The organism is Nostoc sp. DSM 114161 (assembly GCF_052692665.1).
In genome coordinates this window covers 4,881,649-4,904,477 of sequence record NZ_CP195141.1, presented here as the reverse complement: position 1 = coordinate 4,904,477, position 22,829 = coordinate 4,881,649, and the positions used below count along the sequence as shown (strand labels likewise).

The 22,829-nt window shown below is 40.7% G+C and carries 21 protein-coding genes; 13 read left to right on the top strand and 8 right to left on the bottom strand.

Translation table 11 applies throughout. The annotated features are described in order from the left end of the window. Positions 1-396 precede the first annotated feature (396 nt). The 6 genes from NSTC745_RS21075 (at position 397) to purU (ending at position 6,374) form a co-directional block, all read left to right on the top strand. On the top strand, positions 397-1,383 hold the full coding sequence (locus tag NSTC745_RS21075) for an ABC transporter ATP-binding protein (protein WP_445632680.1): 987 nt from the start codon (positions 397-399) through the stop codon (positions 1,381-1,383). Then, positions 1,384-2,193, top strand: coding sequence for an ABC transporter permease (locus tag NSTC745_RS21070; protein WP_445632679.1), 810 nt, complete (start codon positions 1,384-1,386; stop codon positions 2,191-2,193). 121 nt (positions 2,194-2,314) lie between these two features. After that, entirely contained in the window at positions 2,315-2,689 is a 375-nt protein-coding gene (locus NSTC745_RS21065; protein WP_445632678.1) for a four helix bundle protein, read from the top strand. Positions 2,690-2,775: 86 nt separating this feature from the next. Continuing rightward, positions 2,776-4,584 (top strand): GldG family protein, encoded by a 1,809-nt coding sequence (locus NSTC745_RS21060; protein WP_445632677.1) that lies wholly within the window; start codon positions 2,776-2,778, stop codon positions 4,582-4,584. 193 nt (positions 4,585-4,777) lie between these two features. After that, complete coding sequence (locus tag NSTC745_RS21055) at positions 4,778-5,404, top strand: DUF4340 domain-containing protein (protein ID WP_445638651.1); 627 nt, start codon at positions 4,778-4,780, stop codon at positions 5,402-5,404. A gap of 115 nt (positions 5,405-5,519) precedes the next feature. Then, on the top strand, positions 5,520-6,374 hold the full coding sequence (purU, locus tag NSTC745_RS21050; RefSeq protein WP_445632676.1) for a formyltetrahydrofolate deformylase: 855 nt from the start codon (positions 5,520-5,522) through the stop codon (positions 6,372-6,374). A gap of 63 nt (positions 6,375-6,437) precedes the next feature. Here the strand turns inward: purU and NSTC745_RS21045 are convergent, their stop codons facing one another. From NSTC745_RS21045 to NSTC745_RS21035, 3 genes are all read right to left on the bottom strand, one after another. Beyond that, positions 6,438-8,054 carry an ATP-binding protein gene (locus NSTC745_RS21045; RefSeq protein WP_445632675.1) on the bottom strand — a complete coding sequence of 539 codons (1,617 nt, stop codon included), beginning with the start codon at positions 8,052-8,054 and terminating at the stop codon, positions 6,438-6,440. 318 nt (positions 8,055-8,372) lie between these two features. After that, positions 8,373-8,978, bottom strand: coding sequence for a chemotaxis protein CheX (locus NSTC745_RS21040; RefSeq protein WP_445632674.1), 606 nt, complete (start codon positions 8,976-8,978; stop codon positions 8,373-8,375). 6 nt (positions 8,979-8,984) lie between these two features. Beyond that, the gene (locus NSTC745_RS21035; RefSeq protein WP_445632673.1) at positions 8,985-9,350 is read right to left on the bottom strand and encodes a response regulator; all 366 of its coding nucleotides are present in this window, start codon (positions 9,348-9,350) and stop codon (positions 8,985-8,987) included. Positions 9,351-9,516: 166 nt separating this feature from the next. On the opposite strand from NSTC745_RS21035, the gene NSTC745_RS21030 reads away from it, so the two are divergent. The 6 genes from NSTC745_RS21030 (at position 9,517) to NSTC745_RS21005 (ending at position 16,388) form a co-directional block, all read left to right on the top strand. Next, positions 9,517-11,760, top strand: coding sequence for a chemotaxis protein CheW (locus NSTC745_RS21030; protein ID WP_445632672.1), 2,244 nt, complete (start codon positions 9,517-9,519; stop codon positions 11,758-11,760). Further along, a complete protein-coding gene (locus NSTC745_RS21025) occupies positions 11,760-12,167 on the top strand; it encodes a four helix bundle protein (RefSeq protein WP_445632671.1) in 408 nt (135 codons plus the stop codon). The genes NSTC745_RS21030 and NSTC745_RS21025 overlap by 1 nt, the downstream gene beginning before the upstream one ends. 62 nt (positions 12,168-12,229) lie before the next feature. Continuing rightward, positions 12,230-12,700, top strand: a complete 471-nt coding sequence (locus NSTC745_RS21020) for a chemotaxis protein CheW (protein WP_445632670.1) — start codon at positions 12,230-12,232, stop codon at positions 12,698-12,700. A 17-nt stretch (positions 12,701-12,717) separates the two neighbouring features. Continuing rightward, positions 12,718-14,022 (top strand): methyl-accepting chemotaxis protein, encoded by a 1,305-nt coding sequence (locus tag NSTC745_RS21015; RefSeq protein ID WP_445632669.1) that lies wholly within the window; start codon positions 12,718-12,720, stop codon positions 14,020-14,022. A 471-nt stretch (positions 14,023-14,493) separates the two neighbouring features. Next, positions 14,494-15,552 carry a protein-glutamate methylesterase/protein-glutamine glutaminase gene (locus NSTC745_RS21010; protein WP_445632668.1) on the top strand — a complete coding sequence of 353 codons (1,059 nt, stop codon included), beginning with the start codon at positions 14,494-14,496 and terminating at the stop codon, positions 15,550-15,552. Continuing rightward, positions 15,552-16,388 carry a CheR family methyltransferase gene (locus NSTC745_RS21005; protein ID WP_445632667.1) on the top strand — a complete coding sequence of 279 codons (837 nt, stop codon included), beginning with the start codon at positions 15,552-15,554 and terminating at the stop codon, positions 16,386-16,388. The genes NSTC745_RS21010 and NSTC745_RS21005 overlap by 1 nt, the downstream gene beginning before the upstream one ends. Positions 16,389-16,459: 71 nt before the next feature. On the opposite strand, the gene NSTC745_RS21000 is transcribed toward NSTC745_RS21005, so the two are convergent. The 3 genes from NSTC745_RS21000 to NSTC745_RS20990 form a co-directional block, all read right to left on the bottom strand. Next, positions 16,460-16,786, bottom strand: a complete 327-nt coding sequence (locus tag NSTC745_RS21000) for a DUF3140 domain-containing protein (RefSeq protein WP_445632666.1) — start codon at positions 16,784-16,786, stop codon at positions 16,460-16,462. 9 nt (positions 16,787-16,795) lie between these two features. Then, positions 16,796-17,011 carry a hypervirulence associated TUDOR domain-containing protein gene (locus NSTC745_RS20995; protein WP_445632665.1) on the bottom strand — a complete coding sequence of 72 codons (216 nt, stop codon included), beginning with the start codon at positions 17,009-17,011 and terminating at the stop codon, positions 16,796-16,798. A gap of 278 nt (positions 17,012-17,289) precedes the next feature. Continuing rightward, on the bottom strand, positions 17,290-18,933 hold the full coding sequence (locus NSTC745_RS20990; RefSeq protein ID WP_445632664.1) for a lipoxygenase family protein: 1,644 nt from the start codon (positions 18,931-18,933) through the stop codon (positions 17,290-17,292). Between the two features lie 659 nt (positions 18,934-19,592). On the opposite strand from NSTC745_RS20990, the gene NSTC745_RS20985 reads away from it, so the two are divergent. Further along, positions 19,593-20,276, top strand: coding sequence for an ATP-dependent Zn protease (locus NSTC745_RS20985; RefSeq protein WP_445632663.1), 684 nt, complete (start codon positions 19,593-19,595; stop codon positions 20,274-20,276). 160 nt (positions 20,277-20,436) lie between these two features. Here NSTC745_RS20985 and NSTC745_RS20980 read toward each other — a convergent pair whose 3' ends face one another. Both NSTC745_RS20980 and NSTC745_RS20975 read right to left on the bottom strand, forming a co-directional pair. Beyond that, a complete protein-coding gene (locus tag NSTC745_RS20980; protein ID WP_445632662.1) occupies positions 20,437-21,462 on the bottom strand; it encodes a diguanylate cyclase in 1,026 nt (341 codons plus the stop codon). 1,136 nt (positions 21,463-22,598) lie between these two features. Further along, positions 22,599-22,799, bottom strand: coding sequence for a heavy-metal-associated domain-containing protein (locus tag NSTC745_RS20975; protein WP_096538771.1), 201 nt, complete (start codon positions 22,797-22,799; stop codon positions 22,599-22,601). Between the last annotated feature and the right edge of the window lie 30 nt (positions 22,800-22,829).

Below are 22,829 nucleotides of genomic sequence, written 5' to 3'. Positions count from 1 at the left end.
ATACAATCTTGTGGGGTGGCATTGGTGTCAACTTAACCTCAAACCCTTGTAGAGATGTAATATTCAGCTATCTCACTTACCATCAAGATCCGCGTTACCCCACCCCGGTTTTGCCTAAAGGCAAAACCGCCCCTCCCCTTGCCAAGGGGAGGGGTTGGGGGTGGGGTAAAACGTCTGTGGAATAAGTGTTTGAGCTGAAGTTGACACGAATGGCGAGACGCCCACCCCACAAGAAAAGTTGTATATTTTTTTATTTGGAAGTCCTTTAGAAATACTTTCGCGCAAAAACTGTCCTTAGCCTAATGCCCTGTTTGGCCAATCTCCCATACCCAATATCGCTATTTAAGATTATTAGGTATCCTATAATCTTAGATCGCCACTAAGGCCACTAAACTGATGATTGAAGTTGAGCATCTGAGTAAAATATACGGTTCTACGCCAGCGATTACTGATGTCACTTTTAATGTGGAACCAGGGGAAATTTTAGGGTTGCTGGGGCCGAATGGCGCAGGAAAAACCACAACCATGCGGATTCTGGCTGGTTATTTACCGGCAACCAATGGCAATGCCCGGATTGCTGGTTATGATGTCCATGAAAATTCCCTGGCTGTGCGCCAAAAAATTGGTTATTTACCGGAAACGCCACCGTTATATCCAGAAATGACGGTGGAGGCATTTTTGCATTTTGTCGCCCAAATTAAAGGAGTTGCAGCGGGCGATCGCCATCAGAAAGTCACAGCGGCCATCGAGCGTTGTAATTTAGAAGATAAGCGGCGGGTAATTATTCGCAAACTTTCTAAAGGATATCGCCAACGGGTGGGAATTGCTCAAGCGATCGTCCACGATCCTCCCGCAATCATCCTCGATGAACCTACTGTCGGACTCGATCCAAGGCAAATAATTGAGGTGCGGAATTTAATTAAAAGTCTTGCTGGAACACACACAATTATTCTCTCTACACACATTCTCCCAGAAGTGAGTATGACTTGCAGCCGCGTTGCCATCATTAATCGCGGTAAAGTTGTGGCAACTAATACACCAGAAAATTTGATGACCCAGTTGACAGGCGGGTCAGGCTATGAAATTGAAATAGAAGGAGAAGCCGCCCTAGCGAAACAGGTATTGCAAAATATTGCGGGCGTGAGTTTAGTAGAATCAATTCCGACAGCGGGAGGTCATCAACTCCAGGCAAATCGGGCTTACCTGCGGGTGATATCCCAACCAGGGAAAGAACCAGGGCGGGATATTGCCACAACCTTAGTACGCGCAGGATTCGGTTTACATGAATTGCGGCGAGTTAACGCTACCTTAGAAGATGTGTTCTTGCAGCTGACCACAGAAGAAAAGAATTTAGAAGCAGCCACACAAGGAGAAGCCGCATAAATGGGTGTAGTACTGGGCAATATTATTGCCATTTATCGCCGAGAGTTACAAAGTTATTTTGTATCACCTTTGGCCTATGCGATCGCCAGTGTATTTTGGTTCATCGCCGGGTTATTTTTCGTGATGATTTTAGTCGGGCCAAATGGTATTTTTGCAGCAGCAGCCACAATAGATGCACAAGCGCAACAAGGGGCACCAATACCAACAATCGATTTTGCCTACGAATTTGTGCGAGCATTTTTGGATTCAATGGGTGGGTTGCTGTTATTTGTCTTGCCAATTCTCTCAATGGGACTTTATGCCGAAGAACGTAAGCGGGGCACTTTAGAACTATTAGCCACGTCACCAATCACCAATTGGGCGGTAGCTGTAGGTAAGTTATTAGGCGTGGTAACATTTTTTATCACAATGATTGTGCCCGTGCTAGTGTTAGAAGCGATCGTCATCAGTAAAGCAAATCCACCAATGACGCCCTCAATTCCCTTAGTGGGTCATTTTGGCTTAATCTTGCTAGCAGCGGCAATTTTATCTTTAGGAATGTTTATTTCCTCATTAACAGACAGCACAATTCTGTCTGCTGTTCTCACCTTTGCAGTAATATTATTACTGTTATTTTTTGATGCGATCGCTAAAAATATTCCTGGCCCTGTAGGTGAAGCCTTAGGTTATCTGTCATTGCTAAAACATTACAACACCTTTATTCAAGGAATTTTCGATACCAGCGCTTTTATTTTATTTGCCAGTTACATTTTTTTGGGTATCTTTCTCACAGCTCAATCAATTGATGCACTGCGCTTTCAAAGACAGTAGTCATTTGTCATTTGTCATTTGTCATTTGTCATTTGCCCTTGGAGATTTGGTAAAAATAGTGACAGTTAAAAATATATAAAGGAGAATTGATGGACGAAAAATTAGCAAGACAAATGAACAAATGGCAACAAAGCGTTTCCAAGAATTGCAGGTGTATCAACTATCAGAAAAATTAGCAGATGACATTTGGAAAATTGTTGAAGGGTGGGATTTTTTTGCCAAAGATACGATTGGTAAACAAATTGTCCGTTCAGCAGATAGTATAGGTGCCAATATAGCGGAAGGTGCAGGAAGAGGAAGTTTTCCAGAAAATAGACGTTTTATCAAGATAGCGAGAGGTTCTTTGAATGAAACTCAACATTGGTTAAGAAGGGCTTACACTCGTAAACTTTTAACAAGCGAACAGATAAATGCAATAAAAACAATCATTCACGAACTAGCACCAAAATTAAACTCCTACCTAAACTCAATTGGCCATATACCAAACAACAAATGACAAATGACCAATGACAAATCACCAATGACCAATGACCAATGACAAATGACAAATGACCAATGACCAATGACCAATGACAAATCATTATGAAGATAGTTGCAAATAAAAAACTGTGGAAATATCTGTTTTGGCTAGGCCCGTTCTTAATTACCGTGGGGTTAACAGTAGGGTTAGTCTCTGAACAGTGGGGATTAATTTCACTAGCATTCTTGATTGCGGGAATTGTCATTATTGGGTCGTGGATAATATGGCAAAGCTACCAAACTAATTTATGGAAGCGCCGTTCTACCCAAGCTGGGACAAATGCCTTAGTGGCAACTCTAGCAGTATTAACAATTTTGGGATTAATTAATTTTTTGGGAACTCGCTATAACTTCCGGGCAGATTTAACAGAAACTCAATTATTCACCCTTGCACCTCAGTCGCAGGAATTGGTGAAAGCCCTGCCACAGCCAGTTAAAATCTGGGTGTTTGATATTAACCAAAATCCCCAAGACCTGCAATTATTAGAAAATTATCGCCGACAAAGCTCAAAGTTTAATTTTGAATATGTCGATCCTCAGCTTAAACCAGGGCTGGCAGAAAAAATTGGTGCCAAAGATTATGGCGAAGTTTACCTAGAATATGGGAATAAAAGAGAATTAATACAAACACTCAATCAAAATGAACGCCTTTCAGAAATCAGATTAACTAGTCGGCTACAAAAACTCACAAGTTCAATAACAACCAAAATTTACTTACTCCAAGGTCATGGCGAAAGCCAACTTTCAGCAGCTAAAGGTGCAATATCACAAGCAATTGAGGGATTAAAGGATAAAAACTACATAACAGAACCGCTGAGTCTAGTAGAAAACCCAAAAGTTCCTCAAGATGCAGCTGTTGTTATAGTAGCTAGCCCCAAACGAGGGCTATTTGAAGCCGAAGTCAAAGCCTTGCAAGAATATCTAAATCGAGGCGGTAGCTTACTGTTAATGATAGATCCTAATACCGATCCCAAACTTGACAGCTTGTTAAAAGAGTGGGGCGTTCGTTTGGATACTCGTTTAGCAGTGGATGTTTCAAGTGAAAACGTCGTGGGACTTGGCCCTGCTGCGCCCTTGGTGACAGAATACGGACAACATCCGATTACCAAAGATTTCCGCAACGATATTTCTTTTTATCCCATTGCCCGACCTCTGGAAATTACACCTGTACCCGGTGTTGAAGCTACTCCTTTACTGCGAACCAAACAGTATCCCCTTAGCTGGGCAGAAAGCGATCTAGAAAGCGAAAAATTGGAATTTAATCCAGATAAAGACCTCAAAGGGCCTCTCACCTTAGGTGTTGCCTTAACAAGAAAACAAACACCCAAATCTACTTCCGCTACACCGACACCGACGCCTACGCCCCTACCATCGCCAACCACCCAAAACAAAACTTCGCCGACACCTACATCGCTACCATCACCAACTACCAACAAAACTTCGCCTACGCCGACACCTACATCGCTACCATCACCAACTACCCAAAACAAAACTTCGCCGACACCGACACCTACACCGCTACCATCACCAACCACCCAAAACAAAACTTCCTCCACCCCCGCATCCTCCGCATCTCCCCTCTCTCCCTCATCTCAAACACCTACTGAGTCAAGGCTGGTCGTTTTCGGAAACTCTAACTTTGCCACCGATGGGTTGTTTGATAGGCAACTAAATGGAGATGTATTTCTCAACTCAGTTACTTGGCTCAATCAACAAGATAAGCAACCCCTTTCTATTCGCCCCAAAGAACCGAACAATCGCCGACTAACTCTAACAAGTAACGAAGGCAATGTTTTAACACTGTCATCTTTATTACTTTTACCCCTCAGCGGATTTGCAGCAGCACTTATTCTCTGGTGGAAACGAAGGTAAAAAAGGAGTGGGGAGATGGGGAGATAGAGAAGTGTGGGGAGTGTGGGGAGAGAGGGGGGCAGGGGGAGAGGTTAAAGGTTAAAGGGAAAAGGAATAAATTTAATCTTTCACCTTTTCCCCTTACCCCTTTCCCTTTCCCCATACCTCATGCCCAATGACCAATGACTAATGACTAATGACTAATGACGAAAAAATGAAATTGCCACGAACAACTTTAATTTTGGTACTACTAGCGCTGGGTTTAGGGAGTTTTGTTTATTTCTATGAAATTAAAGGTGCCACTCAGCGACAAGAAATTAAAGAGGAAAAGCAGCGAATTTTCTCTTTTGCCGAAGATGATGTGCAAGCTTTAACAGTAAAGACAAAAAAACTCACTCTGAATTTGGAACGTAGCAATCAATCTGATAATCCCAAATGGTTAATTAAATCTCCAATATCGGAACCAGCAAATGACGCTATTGTTTCTTATTTGACAGATTTGTTGGTCAAAGGTAAGAGCGATCGCACTTTGCCAACTCCAGCAAATCAACTTGGACAATTCGCTTTAGATCCACCACAAGCAACTATTAATATTACCCTGAAAAATCAGCAAAAACATCAATTAATTTTAGGAAAACAAAACTTTAATGGGGTTTTTTTATATGCTCAAACTGACACGACTACAAAACCCGATGGTAATGAAAATGTGCTATTAGTACCTATAGATTTTGAAAATGCCGTAAATCGGGAATTATCTGAGTGGAAACAACCCGTAGATAATGTTAAATCAACACCTTTGCCAAGCAATCTGCCTCTACCGACTCCCACAAAAGCCAAATAGGCAATCATAGAGTTCTCCTGTCTGTTAATATAACCTTCAATAGGGGCTAACATCTGTTAGCCCCTACTTCAAATATGGCTATTTTTTCTATTTTTAATCTAAAATCTAAAATTCTATGACCAATCCAACAGCAACATTGCTAATTTCGTGCCCCGATCGCCGGGGGCTAGTGGCGAAATTTGCGAATTTTATCTATTCTAATGGTGGTAATATTATCCATGCAGATCAGCATACAGATTTTGCTGCTGGGTTATTCCTTACCCGCATTGAATGGCAGTTAGATGGATTCAATTTACCGCGAGAGTTTATTGCACCGGCTTTTAATGCGATCGCTCAACCTTTAGGTGCTAAATGGGAACTGCATTTTTCTGATACTGTACCCCGAATTGCTATTTGGGTAAGTCGCCAAGACCATTGTTTATTTGACTTGATTTGGCGACAACGTGCTAAAGAATTTATCGCTGAAATTCCTTTAATTATCAGCAACCATTCTAGTTTAAAGGTTGTAGCAGAGCAATTTGGTATTGATTATAAGCATATTCCGATTACTAAAGAAAATAAACTCGAACAAGAAATTCAACAATTAGAATTACTCCGCCAATACAAAATCGATTTAGTTGTATTAGCCAAGTATATGCAGATTGTGAGCGCAGATTTTATTAAAAAATTTCCGCAAATTATCAATATTCATCACTCATTTTTACCAGCTTTTATCGGAGCAAATCCGTATCACCGAGCTTTTGAACGGGGTGTCAAAATTATTGGTGCAACTGCTCATTATGCCACTGCCGATTTAGATGCGGGGCCAATTATTGAACAGGATGTAGTGCGAGTTAGCCACCGAGATGAAGTAGAAGATTTGGTGAGAAAGGGCAAAGATTTAGAGCGAGTTGTATTAGCTAGAGCAGTGCGATCGCATTTGCAAAATCGTGTCTTAGTCTATGGTAATCGGACAGTAGTATTTGAATGATTTTGCATCTGAGCAAAACTAATTCGCAACTATATAAAAATTGTTTAATCGCCTTATTTCAGGTTATATTTTAACGAGTGATGCGATCGCTGCGATCAATTTTGAAGGCTCGACAGGTTTAGAGATATAGAGTTGAAATCCGGCTGCAAACACCTGTTTTTGTGTGGTTTCTGCGGCGTAAGCAGTTAGAGCGATCGCCGGAATTTCTGCTCCTAATTTGTTGGGCATTGCTCTTATTTTCCGAATCAACGTATATCCATCAACTTCTGGCATTCCTAAATCGCTCAACAGTAAATCTGGCTTTGATTTCATAATTGCATTCAGAGCTTCATTTGCTGATGCGGCTACCGTAACCACCGCTCCCTGTTGTTCTAATAGAAAGGCTAAAAACTCACGGGTATCAGCATCATCATCCACAACTAACAAATGTATTCCTTTTAGCGAATCATAAAGTATAGACAATGGATAAGGATTGTGTGATGCATTGCTATCTTTGCTTCCTAATTGCAGACTTGGTTGAAGTAGCGGAAGGCAAACTGTAAATGTCGCACCTTGTCCTTCTCCAAGGCTTTCTGCGGACACTGTACCGCCATGTAACTCAACTAATTGGCGCACAATTGCTAAACCAAGTCCTAATCCACCATAGCTTCGGTTTGTACCACTATCTGCTTGGCGAAAATACTCAAATACGTGTGGCAGAAAATCAGGACTAATACCTTTACCACTATCGCTAATTTTCAGTTGTACTTGAGAATTAATTTGTTGTAAATAAACTTTGATTTGTCCGCCAACTGGTGTAAATTTAATCGCATTAGAAAGCAGATTCCAAATAATTTGTTGAATGCGACTACTATCACCCTTTATCTGTCCAATTTGTTTATCTAAATGAAGATTAATTTGAATTGATTTTGCTTCTGCTGCCAATTCCACTGTCTCTAAGGCAGCTTCAATAGTAGAAATCAGATTAACGGTTTCTAAATTAAGTGCTAGTTTACCCCGGAGAATGCGGGAGATATCTAACAAGTCTTCAATTAACTGAGCTTGTAATTGAGCATTTCGTTCGATGGTTTCAAGCGCACGAGCAGTCGCAGCTGCATTTAATGAGCGATTTCTCAGTAACTTTGACCAACCCAAAATCGGACTCAAAGGAGAACGGAGTTCGTGAGAAACAATTGCCAAAAATTCATCTTTAATCCGGTTTGCTGTCTCGGCAACTTCTTTGGCGCGTTGGCGTTCTTCTGCGATCGCTAGAGCTTGGTCTCTGAGGTTTTTATATTCCTGAACTCTGAAGGTTAAATCTGTGAAATCTTCAATGGAAAATAAAGCATAAAATCCATCTCCATCGAATGCAGGCACAGTGGTAACAGTTGTGTGTTGAATGCGATATCTATCTTCTGATAATGTTACAGGAATAATATATTTATGCAGTTGAGAAGAAAAAATTGCTGGCGGCCCGCCTTCAAAAATTTGGCACAAACGGCTAGTATAACGAGGCTGATTCAAATGAGGAAAATATTCATGAATAGAATTTCCCAAAATCTTGCCTCTAGAAATTTTCGTCCATTCCTCTAAACAACTGTTCCAGAATAAAACAATATAATTTGACTGTAGAACAAAAGCTCCTAAAGGAATTTTATCTAAAAGGCTAAATTTTTCCTGAGCTTGTTCGATGATGTTCATTGTGCGATCGCAAGTTTAAATATTTTTATGTATGTAGCAAATTTTACTGGTATTTTATCAAAAATAATTCACAATTCAAGGGCAAAGTCACAGACTCTGATAAGTATAAGGCAGGAGGCAGGAGGCAGTGTTTCGACTACGCTCAACAACCAGGCAGAAGGTAGTGTTTCGACTACGCTCAACAACCAGGCAGGAGGCAGTTTTATGGGAGTTTTAAACCTCTACCTACTTAGCAAGTCTGTGAGGTTTTGAATATTGCCTTCACGCCAGATTCTTCACGAATTCAGAATTCTGAATTCAAATTCTGACTACTTTCTATCATATTATTTGTAACTCCTCGTTTATTGCATTAATCAACACATCGAAAGTACCTACCAAAAAGATTAAAAGAATATCTCCAAGAATTTCTAATTGTTCAATTGCGAATCTAGCTTGTGCCACTAAAATTTTTGAATTGTTTTCATCGGTAGATAACAATAAATTTTCAATTGTATCTTCTAAATATATGGGCAATGTATAGTTCACATGTTGCTTTAGCACATTAGTGAGCGAACCCATTACTCCATTGATGACAATGTTACCGATTTCGCTGAGGGTGCTAATTTTCACTGCATCTAAATCTGCTGACCCTGGTTCTTCGCCTGTAAGCACTGAAACCAATGTTGAGGCGCTATCAGTTGGAAAAATCAAGCCAGCAGTGCCATAGAAAGAACCTGTAAAGCCTAGTCTTACAGTTGCCAAGCTTTCATCATGAAATCGCGGTGCTAATTCTTGATAGGCATCTGAAACAGTTAACACTTTCAACAATGGAATTTCTAGTTGAATATGAGAATCTACCATCTCATTCAGTAGACTTGCTGCTCTACCAACTCCAATATTAATTAATTCTTGTAAGGCATCCAGTTCTTCTGCTGTGACATTCATCAAAGTTTATTCCTTAGTATTAACAACTGCTTGGACTGCCTTTCGCAATTCATTTTCTTTCACCGGTTTATTAATAAAATTCGCCGCTCCCAAGTTATAGCTTTGGTTGCGCGATCCTTCTTGGATATCAGCTGAGATGATAATTATGGGAATTTTTAATTCTTCTGCTTTCATGGCTTCCAGAAATTCAAACCCATTCATGTCTGGCATGAGAAGATCCGCTAACACACAATTTGGCTGATAGTTATGAACCATTTCTAATCCCTCCCGCCCGTTGCTTGCTTCTAGGATCTCATAACCATCCACTTGCAAATACTTGCGGATCATTCTGCGAGAAAAGGATGCATCATCGATAATTAAAACTAATGCCATCAATTTGATTATCAAATAACGAATAAATATAATTTTACAATTTCAGTTAACTTTCTACTACAAATGAATTATAAAACTAAACATCTATCCAAGGGAAGATATTGTTTAAAATTAAAATCAAATCAGTATTAACATAAGATATATAGATTTTGAGTTTATTAGTGCAATGGAGTCAAATGAGATTGACGATGATGATATAGAAGCATTTCTCGTTGAGAGCTATGAAAATCTAAATCAAATTGAACGAGATATTATTGAGCTAGAGAAAGCCTCTGTCAATGGAGAAGCATTAGTTCGGATTTATCGATCGCTCCACACCCTCAAAGGAAACTGTGGCTTTTTACCATTCCCTCATTTGGAGTCGCTTGCCCACGCTGGCGAGAATTTGCTTTCGTGTCTGCGCGATCGCCGATTAGCAATAACCCCTGAGATTATTAGTACTTTACTACAAACAGTTGACAGTATTAGGCAAATTCTTTCTCAAATCGCAGCTACTAAGCATGAAGGCGATCGCGATTATTCAGCCCTAATCGCAACTATAACGCAATTGCAGGAAACTGAACAAACACCGGAAATCTCTCAATTGCCTGTTAACACCCAAGTGTCAACACAAACAGATACAACAAATCCTGAGTCTGTCGATCTCAATGATGAAGCTGAATCAACCATCATCGCATCAGAATCTTCTCATATTCGAGTCAACGTTAATTTATTAGACCGGGTTATGAACCTGGTAGGCGAACTCGTTTTAACCCGCAATCAAATCCTTAAATTTAGTAACCAGTTTCAAGATCCTAGTTTTAGTGCTACCTGCCAGCAATTGAGCCTACTTACAGGGCAATTGCAGGAAGGGGTGATGAAAACTCGGCTGCAAGCAATTAGTATTATTTGGCAAAAGTTCCCTCGCGTCACACGCGATTTAGCCATCGCTGACGGTAAAGAAGTTGAGGTGGAAATGCAGGGGGGAGATACCGAACTAGACAAAAATATTATTGAAACAATTAAAGATCCGTTAACTCACTTAGTACGTAACTGCATCGATCATGGAATTGAGTTACCATCCCAGCGAGTTGCTTGTGGAAAGCCAGCTTGTGGCAAGCTATTTCTCAGAGCCTTTCATGAAAACGGCAAAGTAAATATTGAAATCGGCGATGATGGTCGCGGTCTCAATGCCAAACAACTCAAACAACGAGCGCAAGAACTTGGTTTAATCAATGCTGTGCAGGCTAACTCCATGAGCGAGTTAGAAGCGATAAACTTAATTTTCTTACCCGGCTTCTCCACTGCTCAACAAGTGACTAACCTTTCCGGGCGAGGGATGGGAATGGATATTGTCAAGAGCAATATTGAAAAAATTAATGGAACCATCGAAATTCATAGCCAGCAGGGACAAGGAACAACATTTAAAATCAAAATTCCCTTGACATTGGCAATTATTCCGGCATTGCTTGTTAGAAGTGGCGGCAATAGCTATGCTATTGGGCAAGAGAGTTTACAAGAGTTAGTACGCCTAGAAACACAGGCGGCACTTGATAAAATTGAGATGTTTTACGATGTGCCTGTGTATCCCTTGCGGGGTCATCTCGTGCCATTAGTCGATCTCAATCGAGTATTACAGTTGCCTAATAGTGCGACCAACTCAGAAACTGTGAGTATTGTAATTATTCAAGTTGACAACTTTCAATTTGGATTACTCGTAGACACAATTGAAGACATCCAGGATATTGTTGTCAAACCTTTAGGAAAACAGTTAAAGGCGCTATCGGTATTTTCCGGAGCGACAATTTTAGGGGATGGTTCAGTAGCATTAATTATTGATGTTGTTGGTTTGGCAAACCACTCTGGTGTAACTGCCAAAAAGCAATTACTCAGCCAAAACGCCGGAAATAGCCAAGAGCAACAGAGCGATCGCCAACTCATCTTACTATTTGAAGGCCCCCAAGGCGCACGTATGGGCATTCTTCTAGCAAATGCCTTGCGAATCGAAGAAATTTTAGCTTCTGCTGTCGAGAAAGTGGGTAACCAGTATGTCTTACAATCTTTCGGTCAAATTCTGCCACTCATCGACCTCCATCAAATATTCTTGCATAGCGATCGCCATTTACTTGAGCATCAAGATATGGGCGAAATCCAGATAGTCATTGTCTCTAGCAATTCAGAACTTAGTGTTGCGCTAGTGGTTGACCGCATTCTCGACATTGTAGAAGAACCACTAATAATAAAAGGCGTTCCTAGCAGGCCTGGCGTGCTTTTGTGCGCTGTCATTCAGGGACAAATTACAGAGATTCTCGACATTGAGGCTGTAATTCGCATCGCTAACCCTTACTTAGGAGCAGGGGGAGCAGGGGGAGCAGGGGAGGCAGGGGAGGCAAGGAGTATGGGGAGTAGAGGAAGCAGTGGGGGAAGATAATGAGTAAACAAGCTATTAAAGACCATAAAGACTTGGGAATTTATAAAATTGCTTTTGAAACAGCAATGAAAATTTTTGAGCTAACAAAAAAGTTTCCTGTAGAGGAACGATATTCTTTAACCGACCAAATTCGTCGTTCTTCTCGTTCAGTATGTGCCAATATGGCCGAAGCTTGGCGGAAACGCCGTTATGAAGCAGCATTTGTAGCTAAATTGAATGATTGTGTTCGCGAAGCGTGTCGTAGACAAGCTGAAGCATCTGAAACTCACACTTGGATCGAATTTGCCGTCAAATGCAACTATATAGATGTGCAGACAGGACGAGAACTTTACGCAAGTTACAACCAAGTTTTATCTGGTCTAGTAAATATGATTAATCATCCATCACCTTGGTTGATGAATCATTAATCTCATCTCCCCCTGCCCCCCTGCCTCCCCTGCCTCCCCTGCCCCCCTGCCCTTTCCTACTCATGGTTGAACAAAAAATTTGCACCTTTTTTCTTAAAGGAGTTTACTTTGGTATTGATGTACAACATGTTCAAGAAGTGATTCGCACCCAAGCAATCACTCCTGTACCTTTAGCACCGCCAGATATCTGTGGGTTGATTAATTTACGCGGACAAATTATTACTGTTATCGATTTGCAATATCGGTTAGAAATCAGCCAGCCAGAGACACAATCAATTACAAAACTTGTCGATGTAGCCCAGGGATTTAATATCATTGTATGTTCTGACGATGAAATAGTTAGTCTGCTGGTGGATGATGTTGGAGATGTCTTAGAGTTTCCCCAAAACACCTTTCAACCCCCACCCGCAACATTAAAAGGTAAAATGCGGCGAATGCTAGCAGGAGCTTACCCACTTCCAGAGGGATTTTTGCTAGTTTTAGACGCACAAAAAATTCTAAATGTTAATTTTACAAGTCAGGTTATTGAATAATTGAGGAGCGTTGAACAATGACTACAAATCGGGCTAGAAAAACAGAAACCTCTAAATCTAGTTCTGTGGAAAATACAGAGCCGCAAGCGACCGAGAATGAAATCTCAAAAGCCCAATTGCAAGCTTTATTAGTAGGATTAAAAGCAGCAAAAAATGGTGATTTTAGCGTTCGGTTATCAGTAGAAAATAATGAATTGAGTGAAATTGCCTCAGTTTTTAATGAATTGGTGAGTTTCAATCAAAACTTTGCTAGCGAAGTTACTCGCATGGCATCAGAGATTAGCATTCAAGGCAAGCTCGGTTCTCAAGCAGTTGTGAAAGCAGCAACGGGAAGTTGGAAAGAATTGCTAGACAACTTGAATCAAATGTCTCTGAATTTAAAAGAGCAAATAACAGAAATTAATCAGGTAACACTTGCCGTTGCCCAAGGAAATTTGTCCAAGCAAATCGAGGCTAGCAATACAGGAGAGTTTAAGCAGCTTACCAGTAATGCAAATCAGATGATTACCAGCCTGAAGTCATCCATTAGACAGATGACAGAAGTCGCAACAGCAGTGGCTTCTTCTTCAGAAGAACTAACCGCAGTTAGCAAAGAAATGACTCACAACGCCGAACAAACAGCCGAACAGGCGACTTTAGCCTCCGCCTCTGCCGAACAGGTAAGTCAAAATACCAATACAGTTGTGACGGCGGTGGAAGAAATGAATGCCAGCATTCGAGAAATTGCTAAGACTGTTACCGAAGGCGCAAAAGTTACCATTGAGGCAGTTAAAACAACCGATCGCACTAACCAGACAATTAACAAACTCGCTCAAAGCAGTACTGAAATTGGTAAAGTCATCAAAGTAATTACTGCGATCGCCGGACAAACAAACTTGCTAGCACTCAACGCTACCATCGAAGCCGCAAGAGCCGGAGATGCAGGCAGAGGATTTGCAGTAGTCGCAAACGAGGTAAAAGAATTAGCCAAACAAACCGCCAATGCCACCGAAGATATTAGCCAGCGAATTGAAGCGATTCAGACAGATACAAAGGATGCCGTTGCAGCCATTACTCAGATTACCGACATTATCAACCAAATCAACGACTTACAAAACACCATCGCCAGCGCTATTGAGGAGCAAACAGCAACAACAAATGAAATTAGTCGAAATATCGCCGAGGCAGCCAAAGGAACATCAGATATTGCCAAAAGTATCGCAATTGTGGCGCTCAATACTCAAACTACCACAGCTGGCACCAGCAATACATTAGAGGCAGCCACAGAACTATCCCGTATGGCAGTAGATTTGCACAAAGTCATCAACCAGTTTAAATATTAGTGGGAGGCAGAGGGGCAGAGGGGCAGAGGGGCAGGGGGGCAGGGGGGCAGGGGGAGCAGGGGAGGCAGGGGAAGTAAGAATGAGCGTTTGATACTCATTAATGAACCTCAGAACTGCGTTAATGAGTGTTTAATACTCATTAATGAACCTCAGAACTCCATTAATGAGTGTTTGATACTCATTAATGAACCTCAGAACTCCATTAATGAGTCTTTGATATTCATTAATGAACCTTAGAACTCCATTAATGAGTCTTTGATATTCATTAATAAACCTCAGAACTCCATTAATGAGTGTTTGATATTCATTAATGAACCTTAGAACTCCATTAATGAGTGTTTGATATTCATTAATAAACCTCAGAACTTTACTCCCCTGCCTCCCCTGCCTCCCCTGCCCCTCTGCCCCTCTGCCCCCTGCCCCCCTGCCCCCCTGCCCCCCTGCCCCTCTGCCCCCCAACCCCAGCCCCCAATGCCAAAAATCCGCGTACTAATTGTTGATGATGCAGTAGTTGTTAGGAGTCGAGTTAGTAAAATATTGTCCAGCGATCCGGAACTAGAAGTGGTGGGAGTTGCGGCTAATGGTCGGATTGCTTTGGCTAAGATACCCAGAGTTAATCCTGATGTCGTCATCCTGGATATCGAAATGCCGGAAATGGATGGTTTACAAACTCTATCTGCTATTCGACAGATCTATCCGCACTTGCCAGTGATTATGTTCAGCACTTCTACGCGTACTGGAGCGATCGCTACTATTGAAGCTCTTTCTTTAGGTGCTTCAGATTATGCAACAAAACCCAGTAACTTAGGAAGTGTAGAAGCAACTAATAAATATATTCAGGAAGATCTAATTCCTAAAATTAAGGTATTTGGTGGATTTTGGACACCAAGCGCCATTGCCGAGCCTGTTATTTTTCCCGTTAAAAGCCACCAGCCAGTGGAAGTTGTGGCAATTGGTGTTTCTACCGGAGGCCCTAATGCTCTAACTGTAGTGTTGGGAAAACTTCCAGCTGATTTATCAGTGCCGATTTTAATAGTCCAACACATGCCGCCAATGTTTACGAAACTACTAGCAGAGCAATTATCCTCCAAGTGTCAAATTCCAATCCATGAAGCGGTTCCCGGACAGATATTAGAACCTGGACATGCTTGGATTGCACCAGGAGATTATCATCTAATTGTGGAACGCGACAAAACTGCGGTTCGCCTTGCTACTCATCAAGCATCCCCGGAAAATTCCTGTCGTCCTTCCGTGGATGTTCTCTTCCGTTCGGTTGCAGAGGTTTATGGTGCGGGGGCGATCGCAGTTATCCTTACGGGTATGGGGCAAGATGGATTACAAGGCTGTAAGTGCATTCGCGAGGCTGGCGGACAGGTACTTGCACAAGACAAAGCTACTAGCGTGGTGTGGGGAATGCCAGGTTTTGTGATTAATGCCGGACTTGCCAATCAAATTTTGCCGCTTAACCGAATTGCCGATGAAATTATGCACAGAATTGGTTACAATCAAATTTCTATTTCAGGTCTGTAATGAAACAGACTATGGCTGTCAGCACTGCTAATTTTGAGTATCTTCGTCAATTAGTTCGCGAGCATTCTGGGATTGTATTATTTGCCGATAAAACCTATCTGGCAGAGTTACATTTACAGCCAATTGTGGAATCATCAGGATTCGCTTCTATCGCCGAATTAATTACTCACTTACGAAATCATCCGTTTAATAATCTTCACGTCCAGACAATCGAGGCTTTAGTCACCACCGAAACTTCATTTTTTCGGGATAAACATCCTTTTGAAGCACTCAAACAATACGTGCTACCAGAGTTAATTAAACAAAGAGCGATTGAGCGATCGCTTAATATTTGGTGTGCTGCCTGCTCCAACGGACAAGAACCTTATAGCATAGCCATATTAATTCATGAACATTTTCCTGTGCTTGTCAATTGGTCTTTAAACCTAATTGCTAGTGATTTTTCTACCAAAGTTTTAGCCCGTGCCCGCCAAGGGCATTATAACCAGTTGGAAATTAATCGTGGACTACCAAAAAATATTCGTGACAGATACTTTCAAAGGCTAGAAAATAACTGGCAAATCAATCCAGAAATTCGTCAAATGGTTGATTTTCATCAATTTAATCTCGTGCAAACTTGGCCGTGTCTACCACAATTTGATGTTATCTTTTTACGCAATGTTTTAATCTACTTTGATGTTGTCACCAAGAAAGATTTACTAAAAAAGGTAAAGCAACAATTAAGGCCGGATGGCTACTTGTTTCTTGGTAGTGGTGAAACAACAATTAACCTAGATGCATCATTCAAGGTAGTTAAATTTAACAACCATATATGCTATCAATTGCACAATCCTTAAATCAATACAGCAGAATTCACAATTATAATAGCCCCGTGCCTAACTTTAAAACCTATGTTCCCTGCTATACTTCACTTAAGCGGGTCGTGTCCCCAATTCTTTAAAGAATAATACCAGCGCGTGTCTTTCAAATCGCCCGAAGGTTGCTGTGCGCTATGACGGTGAACGTAACTAACAACTTTCTTCATGTGCGAGAGGTCATCGTCGCTGTAGTCATCTTTTTTCTCTAACAATTCGATAATACGCCGCCCGGATTTATGACCAATTGACTCGTCATCGCCATCCTTTTGTCCTACACTTTGTGACTCATCTGTGTCTAGCCAAGCTTCTAGTTCTTTGGGTGTCATATTGACAGCTTGATGAAACTCGTCAACGACTGATTTGGTATCTTTACTCATGGCTAAGAATTAGTCCTCTAACTTTTCAAGAGCATCAGGCTTGTGGGCAGCCTCTTTTCCTGTCTTATCGCTTTCGACTATGTACTGGGGGTTATCTTCACTAGCTGCAACATGGTGTTTTTTAATATCTGTTGGTGAGGTGACTTTCTTCACTACTTCGCCAGTTGTCTCGCCTTGTGAAGTTTTCCATTCAACGCGATCGCCCTTTTTAAATTCCTCAGCCATAATCATCTCTTGTTTGAAGTTTTATACTTACTCTCGTTACATTTTGTCTGTAATTTCCAAAGCAGCCATCATTCTAGTGATAGATAAAACATCTGTTATTAATTTATATCTTTTGGCTAGCAAACAAATAGAATTTACTTCTACAGTCAGACAATAAACAATACATAAAGAATAGACTTCTTGTATAAGTCGGGAAAAGGTGAAGGGAAAAGTTTGGTATTTTCCCTTTCCTTTGTTGACACAGAGTAACTTTCTGAACCCAAGCTTATTGGGTTAAATTAGATGCCGATGCTATTGGTAACAAGCCTTGGTTTGAGATAGTTATACTTTATTAAACGGCTCTTATTATTCAACTCAATTTTTCGTTCTACCTCATTCAAATCTTGCTGAAATGTAGCTACAATATCCTGAGCTTCTGGGTCTGCAAACTTATCGTCATAGTAGCCTAATCTGTCATAACGGTAAGCTGAGAGGATGAATAAAATTGATAATTGATCGGCAGTTTGCTTCGGTGGTGGCAGAAATGATAATAGACTTTTGCGGTCAGGAATAGTGCCTTCTGATGTCATTTGTTTATAACCAGCAAGCGGCATATTCGGCATGAAGGTCATATATTCATATTGTGGATAGTTCACAGCAGCGTGTTGCGGGCCGCAAGTGAAAATTACCGCAGTAGCAATATCAATTAATTGTTCTAATTTTTCAATGCGATCGGGAACGCCTTTAACTCGTCCGCCTGATTGAGAAACTAGTTCCTGCGCCCAAGCTTGTAATTCAAAGTCTGCTGTCAAATCTTCGGGAGTTTTGTAGTATAAATTCAAGTATTCAGACACAAACTTTTTAATGGCATTCCACAATAGCATCCCATCATCTCGATAGGGATAGTGAGGTAATTTTTGTGCATCATCTACACCACGGTTTTTGATTTCTGTGGGTAAGGCAAACTCATCTAAGCTCCATTCTTTATAAGCATTAACAACAATCTGTAGTGATTCTTTCAGAGTTCCAGCTAGCAATTCATCAACAGGGCCGCCTCTATTAACTAAGCGCTTGCGACCCAAATCATTATTAGCCAACATGAAACGGAAGTGGGGTTTTAGTAATAAATTAAGAGGGTGATTATCAGCTAATTGACGGGCTGTGACAATGGCGAAAGGTTCCATAACAAAGTGAGTTCGACAAAGATGGCTACTCATTTCATGATGGTTAGCATCAGCGATTTGAACGCATAGTTTGGCATGAAACCAAGCTAAAGGATCGTCAAAAGGTGTGATTAGTTGGCTTTGTTTACCGGCTGCGGGATTGAGTTGAATGGCAATAGGTACAAGTTGACCGCGATCGCTAAAGCCAGAACTACGCCAACAGAAAAAAGCTAAGGGTGTTGGTAAATACTTTCTACCTCTTTCGTAAGTGCCTCCTTTAACAAAGGAAAGCGGCCTGTAATCGGTTATATATAAATTTCCATTGTCAAGTTTTTCTGCCAAATTGATAGATTCGCCAAATTTTCGTTGTAATTCTTGAATAGTAAACTCGAAGTCCGAAGGCATCTCTTTAATTTGGCGTAAAGCCATAGGATTTGCCCCACACAGCCTTTGTTCGCAAAACGAGTCATCAGTTTGGTATGTTTTGATGACACTAGGTTTAGGCAAGACTGGAAAATAGTCTTCATAGTCTTGCAATTCATCCAAAGGGTCCCATAAAGAATGAGTTTTGACAGCCAACATATTGATAGGAAGCTCTGCCGTTTCTACTGCACGTTCAGCAATATATCTGGTAGAAAAATTTTCGACGGCAGGTACATCTTTAAGCATTGCCATCGGCGGTAAAAAATCGTAATCGAATTCGTATTCTTCTTGCTTACGCTCTAAGAAAGATTTGCGTTTTGTTGGGTCGGGGTCATTTTGAGGAAGGTATGGTTTCATAAGCTTTGATGAAGTTTGAGTAAGCAAAATAATAAGTTAGTTAACTAGCTAAAACATAGTTAACTAACTTAGGAAGCTTGTTATTGAATTAAGTTTAAAGAGAGTTTTTTCATACAAATAAATATGACTCTATAAAATTTATAGTTTGAAACTGCTGATGACTAATCAGAGTTATTAATTGTCTTTATGCAGAGTATCTATTTTTTGTAAAAATTCTTTACTTATAGCGTTTTTCATATATTGGTAGGGGCTTTACAGCTGTCATACGTGTCAACTTAACGTCAAACCCTGGTGAAAACGTGATGAGCGAGTTCTACTCACTTACCATCAAGATCCGCGTTACCCCACCCCGGTTTTGCTGGCGCAAAACCGGGGTGGGGTAAATGCCTGTGGAACAAGCGTTTGAGCTTAAGTTGACACTAATGCACAGCTGTAAAGCCCCTACAACGCGGTCTATTTACCTGAAAATTGCTGTAATATTCAAATCCCAGTCTGAAAAAGAAAAGGGACTGAAGACTGATTTATTATTCGCCCCCCTGCTCCCCCTGCCTCCCCTGCCCCCCTGCCTCCCCTGCCTCCTAGTCCCAAAGCAAAGCTATAGCCCGTGGTAGATATGGCGCATAATGAAGAAAGATTAAGCACATCTCAGAAAACCGTCGATGAGCCAGACTAGCCTAAATTTAGTTGCAATATCTATCTTTCTCATGACACTATCGGCACTGTTGGGGCCATTCTTTAACTTATCGCCAACAGTACCGGCGCTTGCTACCTTCGCTATTTTGGGGATAGCGACTTTTGACAGCTTTAGCTTACAAGGTAGGGGCGGTACTATCTTTTTGGATTGGATTGCTGGTTTTTCGAGCGAACACCGCGATCGCATTATCCACCACGAAGCAGGACATTTCTTAGTTGCTCACCTGTTGGGTATTCCTGTGACCGGCTACACCCTCAGTGCTTGGGAAGCCTGGAAGCAAGGGCAAGGCGGACAAGGCGGCGTTACGTTTGATGATAGTGAATTAGCATCTCAACTAGAAGTAGGTAAAATCACTGCCCAGATGCTAGACCGCTACTGCACTGTTTGGATGGCGGGTATTGCTGCGGAAACCTTAGTTTTTAACAATGCTGAGGGTGGAGCTGATGATAAAAATAAGTTAATAAAAGTCTTGACAGTTTTAGGTTTTTCTGAATCAGTTTATCAACAAAAAATGCGGTTTCATGCCCTGCAAGCAAAAACCCTACTACAAGAAAATTGGTCTAACTATGAAGCTTTAGTTAATGCCATGCGACAACGCAGTTCGGTAGAAGATTGTCGGGAAAAGTTGGGAGTAGGGCATGGGGCATAGGGCAAGTGGGAGATAGAGAAGTGTGGGGAGTGTGGGGAGTGTGGGGAGTGTGGGGGGAAAGAGAATTTATGCTTCCCCCTCTTCCCCTTCCTCCCACACCTGCTGCTTGCCCAATGCGCCATGCCCAATGCCCTGTTTGGCCAATGCCTCATTCCCACTTTTACGAAGAAACAGCCTTCAAATGTGGAACATGAGATAAATACTTGGAGCCAATAACCCGATTACGTCCAGTAGTTTTAGCCTGTAGTAAGCATTGATCGGCACGATTGAGCAGACTTTCTCCTTGCTCGTCATCGTCGGCTTCTAAACAGGCTGTGCCTAAACTAATGGTGATATTAATTGTAAGTTTATTACTGAGTGCAAATGGTTCTTCGCTGACTATACGATTGAGACGACGGGCTACAATTAGTGCTTCGTCACCGTTAGTGTTAGCTAGAAGAATTACAAATTCTTCACCACCATAGCGAAATGCAGTGTCTTGAAAACGCAGATTGTGTCGTAGACGCTGACACAATAGCTGCAAAAGGCGATCGCCAAGTAAATGCCCATGAGTATCGTTAACTTTTTTGAAATGATCTACATCCAAAATAATCAAACTTAGGGAACTTTTCTGACTTCTCGCTTTTTTAATCTGCCTGGGTAAATCCCATTCTAAAGCACGGCGATTACTTAATTCTGTTAATGAATCGGCTAAGGCGATCGCTGATAATAAATCATTAGTCCGAAGCAAATCTCGGTATTTGTGCGCCTTCCGCAAACCAACGGTCAATTGAGCAAGTATTAGCCCATGATTGGCGGTCAATTCTGCCAAGTTATGCTCTGCTGTTTCATCAATCAGATGCCAAATATAAGCATCGGCTCCTTGCTTTAACATCGCAGCAGTCATTTCTAATTCCCTGTGCCAACCATATTTTTTTCTATCAGTTAGCTGTTGGTGACGATCTTCAAACAAAATACAGTAGATCCACGATAGCTTCGTCCGATCTTTCAACCAATTGCACAATTCCATACTGCCATCTAGGCTAGCCTGCACAAGTATGATATCTGGGGGTGTCATTTGAATGTACGACACCGCCTGATTTAGATTATCAATAACTTCTACATTAAAAGCGATCGCATAACGTATCTGATCTGGAAGTGTGTTGCGAAAGTTATTATTTCCAAAAACCAAAATGGAAATATTCATTGCTTTTTTACAGGATTTCAACTCTCAGAAAATTAATTAAAGTAAAACTTGCTTGCTTTTGTTATCTAAAAATAAATTTACCGAATTGCACGAAAGTAAAAACTCGCAAACCAAAAAATAAGAAGTAACAATGGTTCCTCGACCATAACTTTATTTCAGGTAATTTTGTTTTTTATTTGAGGTTTTTACTTTTAATAATTCTTTCGGCTCACTTATATTTCTTGCTATATGATTTTTTAACCCTAAATTTAAAAATAGCTCTCATTTTTAATCTCCTCTTAAGACTTTCTCGTTATTAGTACGATTGCTTAAACTTACATTTATAAAGACTAATGTCTTATTTACAGAATATTTTTAAAACAGTATAAATACTGAATATTTTACGGCCGTATATAAACCATTGCTGTAGTTTCTTGGATGTTATTTTTCTGTGGTAATTACCATAAGAAAGAACTTTTAATCATCAGTAACCATGCCAGCAAAATTGCTGAAAATTTCAAAAATAAAAAATTTATGAAGTTTTCATTTAACCGTAAAAACCGAAGTTTTGTAAATATGAAAAATACTAACTTAAGCCGATTGAATGTCATTCCTCTGTGTAAACCCGACTCTTCAAAGAAAAGAGGCTTTTAGCCGCCCTGAAGCTTCAGTAAGCGGGTTCGGAGGTTACATACATTTGCTTTATATTTGTTCGATTTGACCTATTTACTTATCCACCATCTGAGTCTTTTCCTTTAGAGACTAGCTTTCGATCGCCCATTAGGAAAAAAGGTAAATCAAATACTACAAAACTACCTCCGGTAGGAAGAAGTTTTGCACATGGTGATGTACCCTAAAATTACTGAGCGGACTCGTAAGGCAATAAATTCAGTATTTTGCTCGTGTTAATAGCAGAAAAATTTTTCTACTTAGATTTTTCGTGTTGGTTTACTTAATTCACATTTTTTTGATTTGCGAGAAATACTATCGATGTACAAAAAGACTAAATAAAAAACGAGATGTCAAAATGTACCCCTAATGTGGGGAAATTAGTTGAATTCCACCCCTGAATTAGGAGCGGAAATTAAAGAAAAAGATTTTGTTAGCGTAGCCTAAAATATTAAAATGTCAACTTTTGTAACAAACGAAGATTAAATTTAGTAACCTTCAACGTTATAACCAGCAGCAACAATTACCTGCTTGATTGATTCTTCAGATGCTGCGGATTCCACGGTAACGGTTTTAGCGTTAACATCAACATCCACCTTGGCATCGGGTTCCATTACATGAATTGATTCAGTAATTGTTTCTGCACATCCTTCACAAGCAATATTTGATACTTTCAGTTTTAGTGCCATTTGTTACCTTAATATGGGATTTTTAAATTA

Bases quoted from the DNA above. Each gene is read 5' to 3' on its own strand.
- NSTC745_RS21075 (WP_445632680.1), top strand. From the start codon at position 397: ATGATTGAAGTTGAGCATCTGAGTAAAATATACGGTTCTACGCCAGCG.
- NSTC745_RS21070 (WP_445632679.1), top strand. From the start codon at position 1,384: ATGGGTGTAGTACTGGGCAATATTATTGCCATTTATCGCCGAGAGTTA.
- NSTC745_RS21065 (WP_445632678.1), top strand. From the start codon at position 2,315: ATGGCAACAAAGCGTTTCCAAGAATTGCAGGTGTATCAACTATCAGAA.
- NSTC745_RS21060 (WP_445632677.1), top strand. From the start codon at position 2,776: ATGAAGATAGTTGCAAATAAAAAACTGTGGAAATATCTGTTTTGGCTA.
- NSTC745_RS21055 (WP_445638651.1), top strand. From the start codon at position 4,778: ATGAAATTGCCACGAACAACTTTAATTTTGGTACTACTAGCGCTGGGT.
- purU (WP_445632676.1), top strand. From the start codon at position 5,520: ATGACCAATCCAACAGCAACATTGCTAATTTCGTGCCCCGATCGCCGG.
- NSTC745_RS21045 (WP_445632675.1), bottom strand. From the start codon at position 8,054: ATGAACATCATCGAACAAGCTCAGGAAAAATTTAGCCTTTTAGATAAA.
- NSTC745_RS21040 (WP_445632674.1), bottom strand. From the start codon at position 8,978: ATGAATGTCACAGCAGAAGAACTGGATGCCTTACAAGAATTAATTAAT.
- NSTC745_RS21035 (WP_445632673.1), bottom strand. From the start codon at position 9,350: ATGGCATTAGTTTTAATTATCGATGATGCATCCTTTTCTCGCAGAATG.
- NSTC745_RS21030 (WP_445632672.1), top strand. From the start codon at position 9,517: ATGGAGTCAAATGAGATTGACGATGATGATATAGAAGCATTTCTCGTT.
- NSTC745_RS21025 (WP_445632671.1), top strand. From the start codon at position 11,760: ATGAGTAAACAAGCTATTAAAGACCATAAAGACTTGGGAATTTATAAA.
- NSTC745_RS21020 (WP_445632670.1), top strand. From the start codon at position 12,230: ATGGTTGAACAAAAAATTTGCACCTTTTTTCTTAAAGGAGTTTACTTT.
- NSTC745_RS21015 (WP_445632669.1), top strand. From the start codon at position 12,718: ATGACTACAAATCGGGCTAGAAAAACAGAAACCTCTAAATCTAGTTCT.
- NSTC745_RS21010 (WP_445632668.1), top strand. From the start codon at position 14,494: ATGCCAAAAATCCGCGTACTAATTGTTGATGATGCAGTAGTTGTTAGG.
- NSTC745_RS21005 (WP_445632667.1), top strand. From the start codon at position 15,552: ATGAAACAGACTATGGCTGTCAGCACTGCTAATTTTGAGTATCTTCGT.
- NSTC745_RS21000 (WP_445632666.1), bottom strand. From the start codon at position 16,786: ATGAGTAAAGATACCAAATCAGTCGTTGACGAGTTTCATCAAGCTGTC.
- NSTC745_RS20995 (WP_445632665.1), bottom strand. From the start codon at position 17,011: ATGGCTGAGGAATTTAAAAAGGGCGATCGCGTTGAATGGAAAACTTCA.
- NSTC745_RS20990 (WP_445632664.1), bottom strand. From the start codon at position 18,933: ATGAAACCATACCTTCCTCAAAATGACCCCGACCCAACAAAACGCAAA.
- NSTC745_RS20985 (WP_445632663.1), top strand. From the start codon at position 19,593: ATGAGCCAGACTAGCCTAAATTTAGTTGCAATATCTATCTTTCTCATG.
- NSTC745_RS20980 (WP_445632662.1), bottom strand. From the start codon at position 21,462: ATGAATATTTCCATTTTGGTTTTTGGAAATAATAACTTTCGCAACACA.
- NSTC745_RS20975 (WP_096538771.1), bottom strand. From the start codon at position 22,799: ATGGCACTAAAACTGAAAGTATCAAATATTGCTTGTGAAGGATGTGCA.